At 74.2% G+C, this 23179-nt stretch carries 1 protein-coding gene and 1 pseudogene; both read right to left on the bottom strand.

The annotated features are described in order from the left end of the window. Positions 1-96 precede the first annotated feature (96 nt). The gene (locus tag AC07FY_RS24255) at positions 97-12279 is read right to left on the bottom strand and encodes an SDR family NAD(P)-dependent oxidoreductase (RefSeq protein ID WP_479009548.1); all 12183 of its coding nucleotides are present in this window, start codon (positions 12277-12279) and stop codon (positions 97-99) included. Next, positions 12276-23102 (bottom strand): annotated as a pseudogene (locus AC07FY_RS24260) (type I polyketide synthase); the annotation flags it as partial. The pseudogene AC07FY_RS24260 and the gene AC07FY_RS24255, both read right to left, overlap by 4 nt. Positions 23103-23179: the final 77 nt, after the last annotated feature.

Here is a 23179-nt window from a genome sequence, read left to right on the forward strand (position 1 = left end):
GGAACGGGATCGTGGGCGGTCGCAGGGAGGTCGGTTGCCGTGGGCGGGGGTGGGCCCGGCGGCCGGCCCGGGGGGAGGCCGGCCGCCGGGGGTCGGTCAGATGCCGCCGAGGACGGCGTCCAGGGCCGCGTCCATCTCGTCGTCGGTCAGCTCCTGGGCGGTCTGCAGTGCGTCAGCCGGTGCACCGGCCGTGGCGGTGGCCGGCGCGGCGAGCTCCAGCAGCCGCTCCAGCAGGCCGCTCTGGCGCAGCCGTTCGGCGCCGATCCGGGCCACCGCCCACTGCGCGGCCTGCGCCGGGTCCTCGGGCGGGGTGTCGGCGGCGACGGCCGCGACCTGCGGTGCGCCGTCGAAGGAGAGCTTGCCGAGCAGGTATCCGGCGATGGCGCGCGGTGTCGGGTAGTCGAAGGCGAGCGTGTTCGGCACGGCCACCTGCGTGTGGCGGGCCAGGCGGTTCTTGAGCTCCACGGCCATCAGGGAGTCCCAGCCGAACTCCCGCATGGGCTTGTCGAGCGGGACGCTGCCGGACAGGCCGAGGACCGCGGTCACCTCCTGCTGGACGAACGTGCGCAGTTCCGCCTCGCGTGCCTCCCCGGGCAGGGCCGCCAGCCGGTCCCGGAAGGCCGAGCCGCGCTCGGCGGCCTCCTTGGCCTTCCCGGGTCGCGCGCGCACCAGGGCCCGCAGCAGCGCCGGAGGCCGCGCCGCGGAGTCGGCGGACGCGAGCCGGGCGGTGTCGAGCTTGAGCGGGACCAGGTGCGGTTCGGGGCGGGCCAGGGCCGTGTCGAAGAGGGCCAGGCCCTCGGCGGCGGTCAGCGCCCGGGCGCCCTGGCGGCGCATCCGGGCGAGTTCGGCCTCGCCGAGCCCCGCGGTCATCCCGGCGCCGCCCTGGTCCCACAGGCCCCAGGCGAGGCTGGTGGCGGGCAGGCCGAGCTTGTGGCGGTGGGCGGCGAGCGCGTCCAGGAAGGCGTTGGCGGCCCCGTAGTTGGACTGGCCGGGCGAACCAAGGGTGCCGGCCACCGAGGAGAACAGCACGAACGCGGCCAGGTCCAGCCCGCGGGTGAGCTCGTGCAGGTGCCGGGCGCCCGCCAGCTTGGGGGCAAGGACGCGGGCGAAGCGCTCGGGCGTCTGGTGCTGCACGACGCCGTCGTCGATGACGGCCGCCAGGTGCACCACGCCCGTCAGCGGGCGCTCCTCGCCCGCCTCGGCAAGCAGCCGGGCCACCGCGTCGCGGTCCGAGACGTCGCAGGCCACGACGCGCACCTCGGCGGCGCCGGCGGCTTCCAGGGCGGCCACCAGCTCCGGCGCGCCCGGAGCGGCCATGCCCTGGCGGGAGGTCAGGACGAGGTGGCGGACGCCGTACTCGGCCACCAGGTGCGCGGCCAGGCCGCGGCCGAGGTCGCCGGTGCCGCCGGTGAGCAGGACCACGCCCTCCGGGTCGAGCGCCCGGCCGACGGTCAGGACCAGTTTGCCGGTGTGGCGGCCCTGCGCCATGTGGCGGAAGGCCGCGGGGGCCTCCCGTACGTCGTAGGCGAGGTACGGCAGCGGGGTGATCACCCGGTCGGCGAGCAGGCCGGACAGGTCGGTGAGCATCCGGTGCAGGTGCGCGGGCTCCAGCGACATCAGGTCGAAGGCGCTGTAGGCGACGCCCGGGTGGGCGGCGGCGACGGCGCCGGCGTCGCGGATGTCGGTCTTGCCCATCTCCAGGAAGCGTCCGCCGCGGGGCAGCAGGCGCAGTGAGGCGTCGGTGAACTCCCCCGCGAGGGAGTTCAGTACGGCGTCGAAGCCGGCGCCGCCGGTGGCGGTCAGCCACCGCTGCTCGAAGGCGGTGTCGCGGGAGGAGGCGATGCGCTCGTCGGGCAGGCCGAGGGCGCGCACCGCGTCCCATTTGGGGTGGCTGGCCGTTCCGTAGACCTCGGCGCCCAGGTGGTGGGCGAGCTGGACGGCGGCCATGCCGACGCCGCCGGCGGCCGCGTGGACGAGGAGCTTCTCGCCGGGGCACAGCGCTCCGAGGTCGGTGAGGGCGTAGTACGCGGTGAGGAAGGCGAGCGGGATCGTCGCGCCCTCCTCGAAGGTGAGGGTGTCGGGCAGCCGGGCCATCAGGTGGCCGTCGCCGCGGACCTCGGTGCCGAAGGCGCCCAGGGCCAGGCCCATGGCCCGGTCGCCCGGACGCAGGTGGGTGACCGCGGATCCGGTCTCCAGGACGGTGCCGGCGAACTCCAGGCCCAGCTTGGGCGTGGCGACCATGCCGAGCGCGTTGAGCACGTCGCGGAAGTTCATGCCCGCGGCGCGGACGGCGACGCGGACCTCGTCGGGGCCGAGCGGGCCGCCGGCCGGGACGGGCACGAGTTCGAGGCTGTCGATGCTGCCCTTCTCCCGGATGTCCAGGTGCCAGGGCCCCTCGCCGGCGGGCGCGGTGAGCGCCTGGCCGCCGTCCGCCGCCGCGGCGCGGACGGCGCGCACGAGGCGGGGGGCGAACAGGGCGCCGCCGCGCAGCGCCAGTTCGGGCTCGTCGGGGGTGGCGAGGGCGGCGGCCAGGGCCGCCGGGTCGGGGTCGGGGGTGTCGAGGTCGACCAGGCGCAGGGTGCGGTCGGGGACCTCGCCGCGGACGGCCCGCACCAGGCCCCACAGCGGGGCGTGGGCGAGGTCGGCGACGGTGTCCTCGGGCCGGGCCGCGACGGCGTCGCGGGTGATCCAGACCAGCTCGGACTCCGCGCCCGCCGAGGCGAGCAGGTGCTGCAGGAGCCCCAGCGCGTCCGCGGTGTACGGCTCGGCCGAGCCGGCCGGGCCGGTCCCCGTCGCGTCGATGACGATGCGCTCGGGGGCGGGCCCGCCGGCGGTCAGCGGCTCGGGGCCCGCCGACCAGGTGGCGCCGAGGGTCTGCGCGAGGGCTCCGCTGCCGCCGATGACCAGGGTGGTGGCGGGGCTCGGGGCGTCCTGGGCGGGTTCGGTCACCGGCTGGAAGTCGACGCGGTAGAGGTGCTCGGCCTCGGAGCGGGCGGGCCGCAGCTGTTCGGCGGATGCCTGCCGGATCTGCAGGGCCCCGGACAGCACGGGCTCGCCGGTGGCGTCGGTGACGAGCACGGTGGCGCGCAGGGCGTCGGGCGCGGACCGCGCCTGCCGGGCGGCGCCGTGGCCGTCGGCGTCAGCGTCGGCGTCGGCGGGGCCCTGGCCGTCGCCGGGGTGTTGGCCGTCGGCGGGGTCGAGGGTGATGCGGACGCGCAGTTCGGTGCTGTCGGTGGCGTACAGGGTGACGTCGGTCCAGGCGAAGGGCAGCAGGACCGTGCCGTCCGGTCGCTCCCCTTCGGGGGTGACGCCGGCCAGGACGTGCAGGGCGGCGTCCAGCAGCGCGGGGTGCACGCCGTGGCCGTCGACGCCCTGGCGCAGCGGCTCGGGCAGGACGACGTGGCCGTAGGCGACGTCGCCGCGGCGGGCGAGGGCGGTCAGGCCCCGGAAGGCCGGGCCGTAGGCGAGGCCCTCGCCGCCGAGACGCTCGTAGAAGCCGTCGAGTCCGACGGGCTCGGCGCCCGGCACGGGCCACTGGGCCAGTTCGGCGAGGCCCCCGGGGGTCCGGGGGTCGGGTTCGTCGGCGAGTTCGCCGGAGGCGTGCAGGGTCCAGGCGGCCGGATCGGCGGATGCCTCGGGCTGGCTGTGGACGGCGATCTTCCGCCGTCCCTCCGCGTCCGGGGCGCCGACCTTGACCTGGAGCCGCAGGGGTGCGCCGGGGGCCAGGACGAGCGGCTGGGCGAGGGTGAGTTCGGCGACCCGCTCGGAGCCGACGGACCGGGCCGCGGCCAGCGCGAGGTCCAGCAGCCCGGTGCCCGGCACCAGGACGCTGCCGAAGACGGCGTGGTCGGCGAGCCACGGGTGGTCGGCGAGCGAGAGCCGGCCGGAGAGCAGCTGGCCCTCGCCGTCGGCGAGCGTCAGCACGGCGGCGAGCCAGGGGTGCCCGGCCGCGACGAGACCGGTGTCGCGGGCGCCGCGGGCGCCGCCGCGGGCGGGCTCCAGCCAGTAGCGCTCGCGCTGGAAGGCGTACGTGGGCAGGTCCGCGGCCAGTTCGGCGGCGCGGGCGCCCGCGGACGCGGGCCGGTCGGTGAAGACCTGCTCCCACTCCGGTTCCGAGCCGCTGACGTGGAGCGCGCCGAGGGCCTCGACGAGGGCGCGGACCTCGTCCGGGGCCTGGTCGGGGTCCTTGGGCGCGCGCTGGGAGGCGACGAACACGGCGGGAGCGGTGACGCAGTGGGCGCCCATCGCGGCCAGCACGGCGGCCGGCCCGCATTCGAGGTGCCGGCCGATGCCGTCGGCTTCGAGGGTCCGTACGGCGTCCAGGAAGCGGACGGCGTCACGGACCTGGCGCACCCAGTACCCGGCGGCGCGCAGACCGTCGCCGGGCGCGAGGTCGGGGCCCATCCGGGTGCCGGTGACGGTGGAGACGACCGGGATCCGCGGGGCCGCGAAGTCGGTTTCCTCGGCCACCTGCCGGTAGGCGTCGAGCATGGCGTCCATGTGCGGCGAGTGGAACGCGTGCGAGACCGTCAGGCGGCGGGTGCGGCGGCCGAGGTCGCTGAAGCGGCCGGTGACGGCGGCCACGGCGGCCTCGTCGCCGCTGACGACGGTCTGCGCGGGCCCGTTGACGCCGGCGATCGACACGCGGCCCGCCACCTCGGCTGCGAGGGCTCCCAGGGCGTCGAGGACCTCGGATTCGGATGCCTCCACCGACGCCATGGCTCCGCCGCGCTCGCACGCCTGCATCAGCCGGCCGCGGGCGGCGACCAGGCGGGCCGCGTCGTCCAGGGTGAGGACCCCGGCGACGTGGGCCGCGGCGAGTTCACCGACGGAGTGGCCGGCGACCGCGGCGGGGCGCACGCCCCACGCCTCCCACTGCCGGAACAGCGCGGTCTCGACGGCGAAGAGGGCGGGCTGGGCGTACTGCGTCTCGTGGACGAGTGCGGAGCCGCCGAGGACGAGCTCGGCCAGCGGCCGGTCCAGGTGCGGGTCGAGCGCGGCGCAGACCGCGTCGAAGGCCCGCCGGAAGGCCGGGAAGGCGGCGTGCAGGGCGCGGCCCATGCCGGGGCGCTGGCTGCCCTGTCCGGTGAAAAGGACGGCGAGGGGGCCGTCGCCCGCGGCGCCCTCGGCGGCGCCCGCCGGGGTGCGGCCCTCGGCGAGGGCGCGCAGCGCGGTGACCGCTTCGGCCGTGGTGGTCACCGTGAGGGCGGCCCGGTGCTCGAAGGGGGTGCGGTGGCGGGCCGCGGTGTACGCGAGGTCGGCGACCGGGACTTCGGGCCGGCCTTCGAGCCAGTCGGCCCAGCGGGCGGCCTGGGTGCGCAGGGCGGACTCGTCACGGCCGGAGAGGACCAGGGGGACGGGAGCGGGAGCGGGGGCAGAAGAGGCGGGGACGGGCGCGGCTTCGGTCGGCTGGGCGGACTCCGTCGCTCCGGTCGCTTCGGTCGCTTCGGTCGCTTCAGTCGCTGCGGGCGGGGCGGTCGGGGCGGTTGCGGCGGTCACGCCGGGTGTCGGCGCGGCCGCGGCCGGGGCAGGGGCAGGGGCCGGGGCAGGCGCCGGGGGCTCTTCGAGGACGACGTGGGCGTTCGTACCGCTCAGGCCGAAGGAGGAGACCCCCGCGCGGCGGGTGCGCGTCGCTTCCCGGGCCCAGGGGCGGGCGTCCCGCAGGAGTTCCAGACCGCTGCCGTCCCAGGCGATGTGCGGGCTGGGCTCGTCGACGTAGAGGGTCTTGGGCAGGGTCTCGTGCTGGAGGGCGAGGATCATCTTCATGACGCCCGCGACACCGGCGGCGGCCTGCGCGTGCCCGATGTTCGACTTGGAGGAGCCGAGGTAGACGGGCCGGTCCTCGGCGCGGTCGGGGCCGAACACCTCGGCGAGCGCGCCGGCTTCGATCGGGTCGCCGAGCGGGGTGCCGGTGCCGTGCGCCTCGACGGCGTCGATGTCGGCGGGCGTCAGCCGCGCCGCTTCCAGCGCGTCGAGGATCACGCGCTGCTGCGCGGGCCCGTTCGGCGCGGTGAGACCCTGGCTGCGGCCGTCCTGGTTGACGGCCGAGCCACGGACGACGGCCAGGACCCGGTCGCCGTCGCGCTGCGCGGCCGACAGCCGCTTCAGGACCAGGATGCCGACTCCGTCGGACCAGCCGGCGCCGTCGGCCAGGGCGGAGAACGACTTGCAGCGGCCGTCGGGGGCCATGCCCTTGAGGCGGGAGAACTCCACGAACAGGCGGGGCGTGCTCATGACGGTGACGCCGCCGACGAGCGCGAGGTCGCACTCGCCCTGGCGCAGGGCGCTCGCGGCGAGGTGCAGGGAGACGAGCGAGGAGGAGCAGGCGGTGTCGACGGTGACGGCCGGTCCCTGGAGGCCCAGCGCATAGGAAACGCGGCCGGAGACGACGCTGCTCGCGTTGCCGGTGCTCACGTACCCGTCGAAGGCGTCGAGTTCGCGGCCCTGCTCGCCGTAGTCGGAGCTCATGGCGCCGAGGTAGACGCCCGTACGGCTCTCGCTCAGCGAGCCGGGACGGATGCCCGCGCGCTCGAGGGCCTCCCAGGCGGTCTCCAGGACGAGGCGCTGCTGCGGGTCCATGGACAGGGCCTCGCGCTGCGAGATGCCGAAGAAGGCGGCGTCGAAGTCGGCGGCGGCCTCGATGAAGCCGCCCTCGCGGGCATAGCTCTTGCCGACCGCTTCGGGGTCGGGGTCGTAGACGCCGAGGTTCTCCCAGCGCGAGGGCAGTTCACCGATCGCGTCACCGCCCGTGGCGAGGAGGTGCCAGTAGGCCTCGGGGGTGTCGATGCCGCCGGGGAGGCGGCAGGCCATCGACACGACGGCGATGGGGTCGTCGGCGGCGGGCGCGGATCCGGTGGGCCGCCGGGAGGTGTGCGGCTTGGTCCGGGAGTGGGCGGACGTCAGGTCCAGCTTGTCCAGGAGCAGGCCGGCGATGGCGGTGGGGGTCGGGTAGTCGAAGGCGAGGGTGGAGGGCAGGGTGACGCCGGTCTCGGCGGAGAGGCGGCGGCGCAGTTCGACGGCCATGAGGGAGTCGATGCCGAGTTCCTTCAGCACCTGCTGCGCTCCGATCCCGTCGGCGCTCGCCACGCCCAGGACCACGGCCGCCTCGCGCTGCACCAGCCGGACCAGCGACGGCAGCCGCTCGGCCGCCGGCTGCGCCGCCAGCTGCTCCCGCAGACCCGACGGAGCGGCCGGGCCGCTGCCGACGCGCGTCTTCGGCGCGCGGACGAGGGCCCGCAGCAGGGCGGGCAGCTCGTCCGGGCGCCGTTGCAGGGTGACCAGGTCGAGCTTGACCGGGACCAGGTGCGGGTGCGTCGAGCCGAGGGCCGCGTCCAGGGCCGCGAGGCCCTGCTGCTCGGTGAGCGCGCCGATGCCCATGCGGCGCATGCGGGCGAGTTCGGCCTGGCCGAGGGTGGCGGTCAGGCCCTGACCGGCCTGCTGCCACAGACCCCACGACAGACTCGTCGCGGCAAGGCCGGCGGCCCGGCGGTGCGCCGCGAGGGCGTCCAGGAAGGTGTTCGCTGCCGCGTAATTGCTCTGACCCGCACCACCGAGCACACCGGCAGCCGAGGAGAACAGCACGAACGCCGCCAGGTCCATGTCCTGCGTCAGCTCGTGCAGGTGCAGCGCGGCCTCAGCCTTCGGCCCCCACACACGCGCCAGACGCTCCGCGTCCTGCGACACCAGCAGACCGTCGTCCAACACCGCCGCGAGATGGAACACCGCCGTCCACGGACGGGTCGCACCCGCGAGAAGCGTTGCGACCTGCCGGCGGTCGGCGACATCGGCCGCCACGATCCGGACCGACTCCGCACCCGCCGCCTCCAGCTCCGCCACCAGCTCACCGGCCCCCGGAGCCTCCATGCCGCGCCGCGACGTCAGAACCAGATGCCGTACACCGTGCACCGCGACCAGATGACGGGCCACCGACCGACCCAACTCACCCGTACCACCCGTGACCAGCACGGATCCGTCGGGGTCCAGGCGCGGGGCGCCGGAGGTCTTGGCCGTACGGACGAGGCGGGCGGTGCGGATCTCCCCACCGCGGAGGGCGAGTTCGGGCTCGCCGGTGAGGGTGAGGGCGGGGGCCAGTACGAGGTCGTCCTGAGCACGGTCGGCGCCGAGGTCGATGAGGCGGATCGTACGGTCGGGGTGCTCGGCGCGCGCTGCGCGGAGCAGGCCCCACAGTGCGGCGTGGGCCAATCCGGCCACGCCGTCACCGTCACCGTCACCGTTACGGTCACGGGCCGCATGGGCGGTGCCATCGTCACGAACGTCGTCGACAGCGTTAACGGCGTTAACGCCGTTGACGGCAGAGCGGGTCAGCCAGATCAGCTCGGACTGTTCCAGGCGCGGTTCTGCCAGCAGGAGTTGGAGGGTCCGGAGCGCGGCAGCGGTCAGCGAGCGGGCGTCGGTGGCAGGAGCTTCGCCGGTGGCGTCCACGAGGACGCGGGCGGGGGCGTCGGCTCCTTCGCCGAGGTGCGCGAGGAGCACCTCGGCGTCGGCGAACACCCGCGCCCCGAGGGCGGCGGCGATCCCGGCGTCACCGTCGAGGGCCCAGGTCTCGCCGGTCGGCTCCGTGTCGGCCGGCGTCCGCGTGGGGCGGAACTCGACGTGGTACAGGTGTTCGGCGCGCTCACCGGCCCGGATCTGCTCGGCGCTCGCCTCGCGGATCGCGAGGCCGCGCGTCCGGACGACGGGGCGGCCGGTGCCGTCGGCGACCGTGAGGCTGAGGTGTTCGTCGGCGCCGGATCCGACCTCGACGCGCACGCGCAGCTCGGTGGCGCCGGCGGCGAGGAGCTCGACACCGGTCCACTCGAACGGCATGAACACGCGCTGGCGTGCTTCTTCGTCGCGTACGCCCATGAGGGTGTGCAGCGCGGCGTCGAGGAGGGCGGGGTGGACACCGAAGTCGTCGGCGGCCAATCCCTCGGGGAGACGGATCAGTCCGTAGGCCGTGTCGCCCTTGCGCCACAGCTCGGTCAAGCCCTGGAACGCGGGACCGTAGTCGAGACCGCGCTCACGGAAGCCGTCGTAGAAACCGTCCAGATCCACCGGCTGCGCGCCCGGGACCGGCCACTGGGCCAGCTCCGCGAACGTGTCACCGTCGGCGGGGGCGAGTGCCTCTGCGGACTCCGCCAGCTCACCCGTGGCGTGACGGCGCCATTCCTCGTCGCTGCCCTCGGGGCGGGTGTAGATGGTGACGGGGCGGCGGCCGGTGCTCTCGGGGGCGCCGACGGCGACCTGGAGGCGGACGGCGCCGTCGGTGCCGAGCAGCAGCGGCTCGGTCAGGGCGAGTTCGGCCACGCCGGGTGCGCCGACGTGGTGGGCGGCGGTGAGGGCCAGTTCGAGCAGGCCGGTACCGGGGACGAGCACCGAACCGAAGGCCGCGTGACCGGCCAGCCAGGGGTGCTCGGCGAGCGAGATCCGCCCGGTGAACAGGTGCCCTTCGCCGTCGGCGAGGGAGAGGACGGCCCCGAGCCAGGGGTGCTCGGAGACATCGAGACCGACCCGGCGCACGTCGCCGGAGGTCTTCGGGGCGTCCATCCAGTAGTGCTCGCGCTGGAAGGCGTAGGTGGGGAGCGGTAGGAGGTTTCCGGAGCCCAGGAAGTCCCAGCCAAGGTCGTGGCCCTGGACGTGGAGGAGTCCGAGGTTGCGCAGCAGCTGGGCGGGCTCGCCGTGCTGCCGGGCGAGGGAGCCGACGACGATGCCGCCGCGTTCGGCACTGCCGTCGGTCAGCGGCATGGACAGGACCGGGTGCGCGGAGATCTCCACGAACACGCCGTGGCCGTCGTCCAGAAGCCGGTCGAGGGCACGGTCGAAACGGACCGGCTCACGCAGGTTGCGGCACCAGTAGCCGCCGTCCAGCGCCGTGCCGTCCGCTACCTGGCCGGTGACGGTGGAGTAGAAGGTGATGTCCGTACCGGTCGGAGCAATCCCCTCGAAGCCTTCGGCGAGACCGGGCAGCAGGGGGTCCATCTGGGCGTTGTGGGAGGCGTAGTCCACATTGATCTTGCGGGCGTAGACGTTCTGCTCCGACAGCTCCGCCACGATACGGACGATCGCATCCGCCTGACCGGAGATCACGGTCGAACCGGCCGTGTTCACCGCCGCGACCGACAGGGCGTCGCCGTACGGGGCGATGAACTCCTCGACCTCCGCCACCGGGCGTTCGATCAGCGCCATACCGCCTTGGCCGGCGCACGCGAGGACGGCCTGGGAGCGCTGAGCGACGATCTGCGAGCCCTGCTCCAAAGTCAGAGCACCGCTCACCACCGCCGCGACCACCTCACCCTGCGAGTGGCCGACCACCGCCGACGGCTCGACGCCCAGGGAGCGCCAGACGGCGGAGAGGCCGACACCCATCGCGAACAGGGCCGGCTGGACCACGTCCACCCGGTCGAACGGCGGATGGTCACCCTCCTCCCCCGCCAGCACCTCACGCACCGACCACCCCGTGAACGGACGCAACGCCGCATCACACGCGTCGACCGTCTGCCGGAAGGTCTCGTTCTGCGCGAGCAGGGCACGGCCCATCCCGACCCACTGCGAACCCTGCCCCGGGTAGACGAAGACGACCTTTCCACGCTCGGTCGCCGTCCCGGTGACCACCGCGTCGTGCGGCGCGCCGTCGGACAGCGTCCGCAACGCCTCCACCAGACCAGCCGAATCCGAGGCGACCACACTCGCCCGCGACGCGAAGTGCGAACGGTGCCGGGCAGCCGTCACCGCCACATCGCAGACCGGGACGTCCGGGTGCCGCGCGATCCAGTCCGCCCACCGGCCCGCCTGCTCGCGCAGCGCGGCCTCGTCGCGCCCCGACACCACCACCGGAAGCGGCGCCGCTCCGGTCGGCTCGGCCGACGCCGACGCCGACGGAGCGACGGCCGGGGGTTCCTCGAGGAGGATGTGCGCGTTCGTACCGCTCAGGCCGAAGGAGGAGACGCCCGCGCGGCGGACGCGCTCCGCGCCCCGCTCCCACGCCCGCGCCTCGTTCAGCAGCTCCAGGCCGCTGCTCTTCCACTCGATGTGCGGGCTGGGTGCCTCGGCGTGCAGGGTCTTCGGGAGCGTCCCGTGCTCCAGCGCCAGCACCATCTTGATCACGCCGATGACACCGGCGGCGGCCTGCGCGTGCCCGATGTTCGACTTCGAGGACCCGAGATAGACGGGCCGGTCCACGGTGCGGTCGGGGCCGAAGACCTCGGCCAGCGCGTTCGCTTCGATCGGGTCCCCCAGCGGGGTGCCGGTGCCGTGCGCCTCGATCGCGTCGATGTCGGCGGGCGTCAGCTGGGCCGCTTCCAGGGCGTCGTGGATGACGCGCTGCTGGGAGGGTCCGTTGGGGGCGGTGAGGCCCTGGCTGCGGCCGTCCTGGTTGACGGCCGAGCCCCGGATGACGGCCAGGACCCGGTCGCCGTCGCGCTGGGCGGCGGACAGCTTCTTCAGCACGAGCACGCCGGCGCCCTCGGCCCAGCCCGCGCCGTCCGCTGCGGCCGAGAACGACTTGCAGCGGCCGTCGGCCGCCATGCCCTTCAGGCGGGAGAACTCCACGAACAGGGCCGGGGTGCTCATCACGGTCACGCCGCCGGCGAGGGCGAGGTCGCATTCGCCCTGCCGCAGGGCCTGCACGGCCAGGTGGATGGAGACGAGTGAGGAGGAGCAGGCGGTGTCGACGGTGACGGCCGGACCTTGGAGGCCGAGCGTGTAGGAGACGCGGCCGGAGACGACGCTGCTCGCGTTGCCGGTGCTGTAGCCGTCGAGGGCGTTGAGGTCATGGCCCTGCTGGTTGCCGTAGTCGGAGCTCATCGTGCCGAGGTAGACGCCGGTACGGCTTTCACTGAGCGAGTCGGGGCGGACGCCGGCCCGTTCCAGGGCCTCCCAGGAGGTTTCCAGGACCAGGCGCTGCTGCGGGTCCATGGACAGGGCCTCGCGCGGCGAGATGCCGAAGAAGGCGGCGTCGAAGCCTTCGGCTCCGTCGATGAAGCCGCCCTCGCGGGCGTAGCTCTTGCCGACGGCCTCGGGGTCGGGGTCGTAGACGCCCAGGCTGTCCCAGCGGGACGGGAGGCCGCCGACCGCGTCCCCGCCGGAGGCGAGGAGTTCCCAGAAGCCTTCGGGGGTGTCGATCCCGCCGGGGAGGCGGCAGGCCATCGACACGACGGCGATCGGTTCGGTACGGGCGGCCCGCTCGGCGTCGAGTTCCTTCTCGGTCTCGACGAGCGCGTTCGCCGTGCGCCGCAGGTACGCCTCGAGCTTGGCCAGCTTCTCGACTTCGGACGCGCTCATTCGCTCACTCCAAGCTTGCGATCCAGGAACTGAAGGAGGTCATCGGTGCTGTCGCCGCCGAGCGCGGCGTCGGCCCCGGCGGCTTCGGCCGTGTCCGCCGTGTCGGCCGTGCCGGACGCGGCGGCCGCTGCGGCGTCGGCTGCGGCGGAGACCTTGGCCAAGTCGTCCCGCAGGGCCAGCAGCCCGGCGGCCAGGCCCGGCTCCTCGAGTTGTTTCGGTGTCGCGGAACGCAGGAGTTCCACGAGGTTGTCGATCTGGTTCTTCGTCACGCGCTGTCCGGGGCGCCGTCCGGGCCGTGCCCCTCCCCCGGTTCCCACGGCCAGCTTGTCGAGCAGCAGCCCGGCGATGGCGGTGGGCGTGGGGTAGTCGAAGGCGAGGGTGGAGGGCAGCGTGACACCGGTCTCGGCGGAGAGGCGGCGCCGAAGCTCGACGGCCATCAGGCTGTCCATGCCGAGCTCCTTGAGGACCTGCTGGGCGCCGACGCCCGCGCTGCCGGAGGCGCCGAGGACCACGGCGGCCTCGTGCTGCACCAGTTGGACGAGCCGTGGCAGGCGCTCGCCTTCCGGCAGGACGGTCAGCTGCTCCCGCAGCCCGTTCCCGCCGGCCGCCGCCTCACCGCCCGCGCGCTTGCGCGGGGCGCGCAGGAGACCGCGCAGCAGGGCGGGGGCGTCGCCGCCGTTGTCCAGTTCGCGTTGCAGCGGGGTGAGTTCGAGGCGTACGGGGACCAGGTGCGGCCGGTCGGACGCCAGGGCCGCGTCCAGGGCCGCCAGAGCCTGCGTTTCGCTGAGCGCCGCGATGCCGCGCCTGCGCATGCGGGCGAGTTCGGCCTGGCCGAGGGTGGCGGTCAGGCCCTGACCGGCCTGCTGCCACAGACCCCACGACAGACTCGTCGCGGCAAGGCCGGCGGCCCGGCGGTGCGCCGCGAGGGCGTCCAGGAAGGTGTTCGCCGCCGCGTAATTGCTCTGACCCGCACCACCGAGCACACCGGCAGCCGAGGAGAACAGCACGAACGCCGCCAGGTCCATGTCCTGCGTCAGCTCGTGCAGGTGCAGCGCGGCCTCAGCCTTCGGCCCCCACACACGCGCCAGACGCTCCGCGTCCTGGGAGACCAGCAGACCGTCGTCCAAGACGGCCGCGAGATGGAACACCGCCGTCCACGGACGGGTCGCACCCGCGAGAAGCGTTGCGACCTGCCGGCGGTCGGCGACATCGGCCGCCACGATCCGGACCGACTCCGCACCCGCCGCCTCCAGCTCCGCCACCAGCTCACCGGCCCCCGGAGCCTCCATGCCGCGCCGCGACGTCAGAACCAGATGCCGTACACCGTGCACCGCGACCAGATGACGGGCCACCGACCGACCCAACTCACCCGTACCACCGGTGAGCAGCACAGACCCACCCGGCGCGAACCGCGGCAACTCCCCACCCGACTCCGCACGCACCAGACGCGCCACCCGGACCTCACCACCACGCACCGCCAACTCCGGCTCACCCACCACCGACAGAGCCTCCGGCAGCAGCACGTCATCGGCTCCGCCCTCAGGGCCGAGGTCGAGGTCGATCAGGCGGATCGTACGGTCGGCGTGCTCGGCGCGGGCCGCCCGGACCAGACCCCACAGCGGGGCGTGGGCCAGGTCGGCTACACCGTCGCCCGTGTCCACGGCCGAGCGGGTCAACCAGACCAGCTCGGTCGGGGCGAGCCGGGGTTCCGCGAGCAGACGCCGGAGCGTTGCGAGGGCGTTCGCGGTCTGCTGCTGCGCGCCGTGCCCTATTCCTCGCGTCGCATCCACAACCAGTCGAAGGGGTAGTTCGGCCCGTTCATCGATTTGGGCAAGGAGTACATCCACATCAGCCACATAGTCGGCCTCCAATGGTGCGAACATCCCGGCGTGGTCGCCGAGAATCCATGTGCCGCCCGCCGGGACGTCCTCGTGCGCCAGCGCGCCGCGGGCGGCGAAGTCGACGCGGTAGAGGTGCTCGGCGCGCTCGCCGGCGCGGACCTGCTCGGCGCTCGCCTCGCGGATCGCGAGGCCGCGGGCGCGGACGACGGGCTGCCCGGCCGGGTCCGCGGCCCAGATGCGGGTGTTGGTGCGGGTGTCGTCGAGGTCGATGCGCACGCGCAGCTCGGTGGCGCCGGAGGCGAGGAGCTCGACGCCGGTCCACTCGAACGGGAGCAGCACCTGGCGGTCGTCCGGGTCCTGGCCACGTACGCCCATGAGGGTGTGCAGCGCGGCGTCGAGGAGGGCGGGGTGGACACCGAAGTCGTCGGCGGCCAGGCCCTCGGGGAGACGGATCAGTCCATAGGCCGTGTCGCCCTTGCGCCACAGCTCGGTCAGGCCGCGGAAGGCGGGACCGTAGTCGAGACCGCGCTCACGGAAGCCGTCGTGGAAACCGTCCAGATCCACCGGCTGCGCGCCCGGGACCGGCCACTGGGCCAGCTCCGCGAACGTGTCACCGTCGGCGGGGGTGAGTGCCTCTGCGGACTCCGCCAGCTCACCCGTGGCGTGACGGCGCCAGCCGGAGTCGGAGACGTCGTCGGGGCGGCTGTAGACCGTGACGGGGCGGCGGCCGGTGGAGTCGGGCGCGCCCACGACCACCTGGAGGCGCAGGACCGCATCCTCGGCCAGGGTCAGCGGCTCCAGCAGGGTGAGTTCCTCGACCGACTGCGCGCCGACGTGGTGGCCGGCGGTGAGGGCCAGTTCGAGCAGGCCGGTACCGGGGACGAGCACCGAACCGAAGGCCGCGTGCTGCGCCAGCCAGGGGTGCTCGGCGAGCGAGATCCGCCCGGTGAAGACGTGCCCCTCGCCGTCGGCCAGCGCGGTGACCGCGCCGAGCCAGGGGTGCTCGGGAACGTCCAGGCCGACGGAACGGACGTCGCTGGTGGGCTTGGCGGTCTCGAGCCAGTAGTGCTCGCGCTGGAAGGCGTAGGTGGGGAGCGGTACGAGGCTGCCCGTGCCGGTGCCGAGGACGCGGTCCCAGTTCAGGTCGTGGCCCTGGACGTGGAGGAGGCCGAGGTTGCGCAGCAGCTGGGCGGGCTCGCCGTGCTGCCGGGCGAGGGAGCCGACGACGATGCCGCCGCGCTCCGCACTGCCGTCGGTCAACGGCATGGCCAGCACCGGGTGGGCGCTGATCTCGACGAACACGCCGTGGCCGTCCTCCAGGAGCCGGTCGAGGGCACGGTCGAAGCGGACGGGCTCGCGCAGGTTGCGGCACCAGTAGGTGCCGTCCAGCTCGGTGCCTTCGGCGATCCGGCCGGTCACCGTCGAGTAGAGGGCGATGTCCGTCCGGGACGGGACCAGGCCCTCGAAGCCGGCGGCGAGACCGGGGAGGAGGGGGTCCATCTGGGCGTTGTGGGAGGCGTAGTCCACATTGATCTTGCGGGCGTAGACGTTCTGGTCGGAGAGCACCGCGACGATCTCGGTGATCGCGTCCGCCGCACCGGAGATGATCGTCGAGCCGGTGGTGTTGACCGCGGCGACGGACAGGGCGTCGCCGTAGGGGGCGAGGAACCCTTCCACGTCGGCCAGCGGGCGCTCGATCAGGGCCATACCGCCCTGCCCGGCGCAGGCGAGAACCGCCTGCGAGCGCTGGGCGACGATCTGCGAGCCCTGCTCCAGAGTCAGAGCACCGCTCACCACAGCGGCGACGACCTCGCCCTGCGAGTGGCCGACGACCGCAGAGGGCTCGACACCGAGAGAGCGCCAGACGGCGGACAGGCCCACTCCCATGGCGAACAGGGCCGGCTGGACCACGTCCACCCGGTCGAACGGCGGGTGATCGCCCTCCTCACCGGCGAGGACCTCGCGCACCGACCAGCCCGTGTGCGGCCGCAGCGCGGCATCACAGGCGTCCACGGCCTCCGCGAACACGATGCTGGAGGAGAGGAGTTCACGGCCCATCCCGACCCACTGCGAACCCTGGCCCGGGTAGACGAAGACGACCTTGCCGCGCTCGCGCGCGGTTCCGGTCACCACCGCGTCGGGGGAACCGCCCTCGGCCAGCGCGCGCAGCGCCTCCACCAGACCGGCGGAGTCCGCGGCCACGACACTGGCCCGGGACTCGAAGTGCGAACGGTGCCGGGCGGCGGTGATCGCCACATCGGCCGCCGGGACCTCGGTGCGCGCGGACAGCCAGTCCGCCCACCGACCCGCCTGCTCGCACAGCGCGGCCTCGTCACGCCCCGACACCACCACCGGAAGCGGTGCGTCCGCGGCAGCCACGGCGCCCTGTGCGGGGGTGGCCGCGGGCGGCTCCTCCACGATCACGTGGGCGTTCGTCCCGCTCAGGCCGAAGGACGAGACACCCGCCCGGCGGGTGCGCCGCGCGCCCCGCTCCCACGGCCGCGCCTCATTCAGCAGCTCCAGGCCGCTGCCCTCCCAGGCGATGTGCGGGCTGGGCTCGTCGACGTGGAGGGTCTTGGGCAGGGTCTCGTGCTGGAGGGCGAGGATCATCTTCATGACACCGACCACACCGGCGGCTGCCTGCGCGTGCCCGATGTTCGACTTGGAGGAGCCGAGGTAGACCGGCCGGTCCTCGGCGCGGTCGGGGCCGAAGACCTCGGCCAGCGCGTTCGCTTCGATCGGGTCGCCCAGAGAGGTGCCCGTGCCGTGCGCCTCGATCGCGTCGATGTCGGCGGGCGTCAGCCGCGCCGCTTCGAGTGCTTCCTGGACCACGCGCTGCTGGGAGGGTCCGTTGGGGGCGGTGAGGCCCTGGCTGCGGCCGTCCTGATTGACGGCCGAGCCGCGGATCACGGCCAGGACCCGGTCACCGTCGCGTTCGGCGGCGGACAGCCGCTTCAGGACCAGGATGCCGACGCCCTCGGCCCAGCCGGCGCCGTCGGCCTGCGCCGAGAAGGACTTGCAGCGGCCGTCGGGCGCCATGCCCTTGAGGCGGGAGAACTCCACGAAGAGGGCGGGACTGTTCATCACGGTGACGCCGCCGACGAGCGCGAGCTCGCACTCGCCCTGGCGCAGGGCACTCGCCGCCAGGTGGAGGGCCACCAGCGAGGAGGAGCAGGCGGTGTCGACGGTGACGGCCGGGCCCTGGAGGCCCAGTGCGTACGAGACGCGGCCGGAGACGACGCTGGAGGCGTAGCCCGTGCTGGTGTAGCCGTCGAGGGCATCGAGGTCGTGGCCCATGTGCCCGTAGTCGGAGGTCATGGCGCCGAGGTAGACACCCGTACGGCTTTCGCTGAGCGAGTCGGGGCGGATCCCGGCCCGTTCCAGGGCCTCCCAGGAGGTTTCCAGGACCAGGCGCTGCTGCGGGTCCATCGATACGGCCTCGCGCCGCGAGATGCCGAAGAACGAGGCGTCGAAGCGCTCGATGTCCTGGATGAAGCCGCCTTCGCGCGAGTAGCTCTTGCCGACGGCTTCGGGGTCGGGGTCGTAGACGCCGAGGCTGTCCCAGCGGGAGGGCAGGCCGCCGACCGCGTCCCCGCCGGAGGCGAGGAGTTCCCAGAAGCCTTCGGGGGTGTCGATGCCGCCGGGGAGGCGGCAGGCCATCGAGACGACGGCGATGGGGTCGTCGGCGGCGGGGGCGGTCGCGGTGTGGCGCAGCGCGTTGGCCTTCGCCTTGGCCTTGCCGGTGGTCAGGTCCAGCTTGTCGAGGAGCAGGCCGGCGATGGCGGTCGGCGTGGGGTAGTCGAAGGCGAGCGTCGAGGGCAGCGTGACCCCGGTCTCGGACGACAGGCGACGGCGAAGCTCCACGGCCATCAGGGAGTCGATGCCGAGTTCCTTCAGCACCTGTTGCGCGCCGATCCCGTCGGCGGTCGCGACACCGAGGACCACCGCGGCCTCGCGCTGCACCAACCGGATCAGCGACGTGAGCCGCTCGGCCTCGGGCTGGGCGGCCAGCTGGTCGCGCAGGCCGGTCGGCGTGCCGCCGGACTGCCCGGCCCGCTGACGCGGGGCGCGCAGCAGGCTCCGGAACAGGGCCGGAACGGCGCCGTCGCCGTCCAGTTCCCGCTGGAGGGAGGTGAGTTCGAGGCGTACGGGGACCAGGTGCGGTCGGTCCGATGCCAGGGCCGCGTCCAGGGCCGCCAGGCCCTGTGCTTCGCTGAGCGCGGCGACACCCTGGCGACGGAGCCGGGCGAGTTCGGCCTGGCCGAGGGTCGCGGTCAGCCCCTGACCGGCCTGCTGCCACAGTCCCCAGGACAGGCTCGTCGCGGGAAGTCCGTTCGCCCGGCGGTGGGCGGCCAGGGCGTCCAGGAAGGTGTTCGCCGCCGCGTAGTTGCTCTGGCCCGCGCCACCGAGGACACCGGCGGCGGAGGAGAAGAGCACGAAGGCCGCCAGGTCAAGGCCCCGCGTCAGCTCGTGGAGGAGGAGCGCGGCTTCGGCCTTCGGCTGCCAGACCCGCGCCAGACGCTCCGCGTCCTGCGAGACCAGCAGACCGTCGTCGAGCACGGCGGCCAGGTGGAACACGGCCGTCCAGGGGCGCTCGGGCGCCGCCAGGAGGGCCTGCGCCTGGTTGCGGTCGGAGACGTCGGCCGCGACGATCCGTACGGTCTCGGCGCCGGCCGACTCCAGCTCGGCCACCAGCTCGCCGGCCCCCGGAGCCTCCATGCCGCGCCGGGAGGTCAGTACGAGATGACGTACGCCGTGCACCGACACCAGATGACGGGCAACCGCCCGACCCAGCTCACCGGTACCACCCGTCACCAGAACGGATCCGTCCGCCGCGAACTCCGGCAGCTCCCCGCCGGTCTCCGCACGCACCAGACGCGCCACCCGGATCTCGCCGCCGCGCACCGCCAGCTCCGGCTCACCGGTGACGGACAGGGCGCGCGCCACGTCCGCCGCCGTGACGGACGGCTCGGTGTCGATGTCGACGAGGCGGATCACCCGGTCGGCGTGCTCGCTGCGCGCCGTGCGCAGGAGTCCCCACAGGCCCGCGCGCGCGAGATCGCGTACGGGGCCGTCGGCGTGCACCGCGCCCCGGGTCAGCCAGATCAGCTCGGTCTGTTCGAGGCGGGGTTCGGCGAGCAGGCGTTGCAGCAGTTCCAGCCCGGCGGTGGCCTCGTGGAGGGCCGTGGCGCCGGTCGGGCGGGTGGCGTCGATGACGAGGCGGTCGGGGGCGTCCGTGTCACCGCCGAGACCGGAGACGGCGGCGAGCAGCGCGTCCGCGTCCCGGTGGGCGGCGTCGAAGCCGAGCGTTTCCTCGCCCAGGACCCAGGTCAGACCGTCCTGCGGGTGCTCCTCCCGGACGGGCGGGGCTTGGAAGACCACCTGGTAGAGGTGGTCGACGGTTTCGGTGACCTTGAGCTGCTCGGCGCCCGCGGCGCGCAGCTGGAGTCCGTCTGCGTGGGCGACGGGCCGACCGGCCGGGTCGGTGGCGGTGACGCGCACGCTGTTCTGCCGGGAGTCGAGCTCGACGCGTACGCGCAGCTCGGTGGCGCCGGCGCCGAGGAGCTCGACACCGGTCCATTCGAACGGGAGGAGCACCTGCGAGGCGTCGGTCCCGGTGTTCGCGTCCTGGACGCCGACCAGGGCGTGCAGGGCCGCGTCGAGGAGGGCGGGATGGATGCCGAACTCGTCGGCCTTCAGCCCCTCGGGCAGCCGGACCTGCGCATACGCGGTGTCGCCTGCGCGGTGGAGCGCGGTCAGGCCCTGGAAGGCGGGGCCGTAGTCGAGGCCGCGGGCGCGGAGGCGGTCGTAGAAGCCGTCGAGGTCGACGGGCTGGGTGCCGGGGACCGGCCACTGGGCCAGCTCGGCGAACGTGGCGCTGTCGGCGGTCGGGGCGGACGCGAGGGAGCCCGCCGCGTGGCGGCGCCACGGGGCGTCGTCGGCCGCGTTCTCGGGGAGGCTGTAGACCGCGACGGGGCGTCGGCCCGTGCTGTCGGGCGCGCCGACGGCGACCTGGAGGCGGACGGCGCCGTCGGTGCCGAGCAGCAGCGGCTCGGTCAGGGCGAGTTCGGCCACGCCGGGTGCGCCGACGTGGTGGGCGGCGGTGAGGACGAGTTCGAGCAGGCCGGTACCGGGGACGAGGGGCGTGCCGAAGGCCGCGTGCTCACGGAGCCAGGGGTGCTGCGCGGAGGAGAGCCGGCCGGTGAAGAGGTACCCCTCGCCGTCGGCCAGCGCGGTGACGGCGCCGAGCCAGGGGTGCGCCGAGGCGGTGAGTCCCAGCGAACGGACGTCGCCCGCCCGCTCGTCGGACTCCAGCCAGTACCGCTCGCGCTGGAAGGGGTAGGTGGGGAGCGGCACCAGGTCTCCGGTACGGGAGGCGGTGCCGGAGCCGAGGACGCGGTCCCAGTTCAGGGCGTGGCCCTGGACGTGGAGCAGTCCGAGGTTGCGCAGCAGCTGGGCGGGGGTGCCGTGCTGCCGGGCGAGGGAGCCGATGACGATGCCGCCGCGCTCCGCGCTGCCGTCGGTCAGCGGCATGGACAGGACCGGGTGCGCGGAGATCTCCACGAACACGCCGTGGCCGTCGTCCAGAAGCTGGTTCAGGGCACGGTCGAAACGGACCGGCTCGCGCAGGTTGCGGCACCAGTAGCCGCCGTCCAGCGCCGTGCCGTCCGCTGCCTGGCCGGTGACGGTGGAGTAGAAGGCGATGTCCGTACCGGTCGGAGCGATCCCCTCGAAGCCTTCGGCGAGGCCGGGCAGCAGGGGGTCCATCTGGGCGTTGTGGGACGCGTAGTCCACCTTGATCTTGCGGGCGTAGACGTTCTGCTCCGACAGCTCCGCCACGATCCGGACGATTGCATCCGCCTGACCGGAGATCACGGTCGAACCGGCCGTGTTGACCGCCGCGATCGACAGGGCGTCGCCGTACGGGGCGATGAACTCCTCGACTTCCGCCACCGGGCGTTCGATCAGCGCCATACCGCCCTGACCCGCGCACGCGAGGACGGCCTGGGAGCGCTGAGCGACGATCTGCGAGCCCTGCTCCAAAGTCAGAGCACCGCTCACCACCGCCGCGACCACCTCACCCTGCGAATGGCCCACCACCGCCGACGGCTCGACGCCCAGGGAACGCCAGACGGCGGAAAGACCGACACCCATCGCGAACAGGGCCGGCTGGACCACGTCCACCCGGTCGAACGGCGGATGATCACCCTCCTCCCCCGCCAGCACCTCACGCACCGACCACCCCGTGAACGGACGCAACGCCGCATCACACGCGTCGACCGCAGCCGCGAACACCGCGTTGGACGCCAGGAGTTCGCGGCCCATGCCCACCCACTGCGAACCCTGGCCGGGATAGACGAAGACGACCTTCCCGCGGCGCGCGGCCGAACCCGTCACCACCGCGTCGTGCGACGTGCCCTCCGACAACGCCCGCAACGCCTCCACCAGACCGGCCGCATCCGAGGCCACCACACTCGCCCGCGACGCGAAGTGCGAACGGTGCCGGGCAGCCGTCACCGCGACATCGGCGAGCGGCGCAGCCTCGGAACGTCCCGACAGCCAGTCCGCCCACCGGCCCGCCTGCTCCCGCAGCGCGGTCTCGTCACGCCCCGACACCACCACCGGAAGCGGCGTCCCGGTCAGCACGTCGGCGGCCGGTTCGGCGGCCTCCCCCGCCGGGGGCTCCTCCAGCACCACGTGGGCGTTCGTCCCGCTCAGGCCGAAGGAGGAGACGCCCGCGCGGCGGACGCGCTCCGCCCCCCGCTCCCACGCACGCGCCTCGTTCAGCAGCTCCAGGCCGCTGGTGTCCCACTCGATCAGCGGGGTCGGCTCCTCGGCGTGCAGGGTCTTCGGGAGCATGCCGTGCTCCAGCGCCAGCACCATCTTGATCACGCCGATGACACCGGCCGCGGCCTGCGCGTGCCCGATGTTCGACTTCGAGGACCCCAGGTAAACGGGCCGGTCCGCCTCGCGTCCGGGGCCGAACACCTCGGCCAGCGCGCCCGCCTCGATGGGGTCGCCCAGAGACGTGCCCGTGCCGTGCGCCTCGACCGCGTCGATGTCCGCGGGGGTCAGGCGCGCGGCGGCGAGGGCGTCCTGGATCACGCGCTGCTGGGAGGGTCCGTTGGGGGCGGTGAGGCCCTGGCTGCGGCCGTCCTGGTTGACGGCCGAGCCGCGGATCACGGCCAGGACCCGGTCGCCGTCGCGCTGCGCGGCCGAGAGCCGCTTGAGGGCGAGCACGCCGACGCCTTCCGCCCAGCCGGCGCCGTCGGCCTGCGCCGAGAACGACTTGCAGCGGCCGTCGGCCGCCATGCCCTTCAGGCGGGAGAACTCCACGAAGAGGGAGGGGGCGCTCATGATGGTGACGCCGCCCGCGAGGGCGAGTTCGCACTCGCCCTGCCGCAGGGCCTGCACGGCCAGGTGCAGGGCGACGAGCGAGGAGGAGCAGGCGGTGTCGACGGTGACGGCCGGGCCCTGGAGGCCGAGGGTGTAGGAGACGCGGCCGGACACCACGCTGGAGGCCTTGCCGGTGCTCACGTAGCCGTCGAGGGCGTCCAGGTCGCGGCCCAGGTGGCCGTAGTCGGAGCTCATCGTGCCGAGGTAGACGCCGGTACGGCTCTCCATCAGCGCGTCCGGGCGGATCCCGGCCCGTTCCAGGGCCTCCCAGGAGGTTTCCAGGACCAGGCGCTGCTGCGGGTCCATGGACAGGGCCTCGCGCGGCGAGATGCCGAAGAAGGCGGCGTCGAAGTCCTCGGCGCCGTCGAGGAATCCGCCGTTCTGGGAGTACGTCTTGCCGACGGCCTCGGGATCCGCGTCGTACAGGTCGAGGCCGGTCCAGCGCGAGGGCAGGCCGCCGACGGCGTCACCGCCGGAGGCGAGGAGTTCCCAGAAGCCCTCCGGGGTGTCGATCCCGCCAGGGAGGCGGCAGGCCATCGACACGACCGCGATCGGCTCGGACTGCTTCGCCTCGAGCTCCGCCGCGCGCTTTTGCAGTGCGCGGATCGCCGGTAGGGCAGCCTGCATCCGGTCCTGGTTTGTATTCGACACCATCGAGCGCC

The sequence above is a fragment of the Streptomyces sp. NPDC045967 genome (genome assembly GCF_056430495.1).

Coding starts and splice junctions, on each gene's coding strand:
- AC07FY_RS24255 (WP_479009548.1), bottom strand. CDS start 12,279: ATGAGCGCGTCCGAAGTCGAGAAGCTGGCCAAGCTCGAGGCGTACCTG.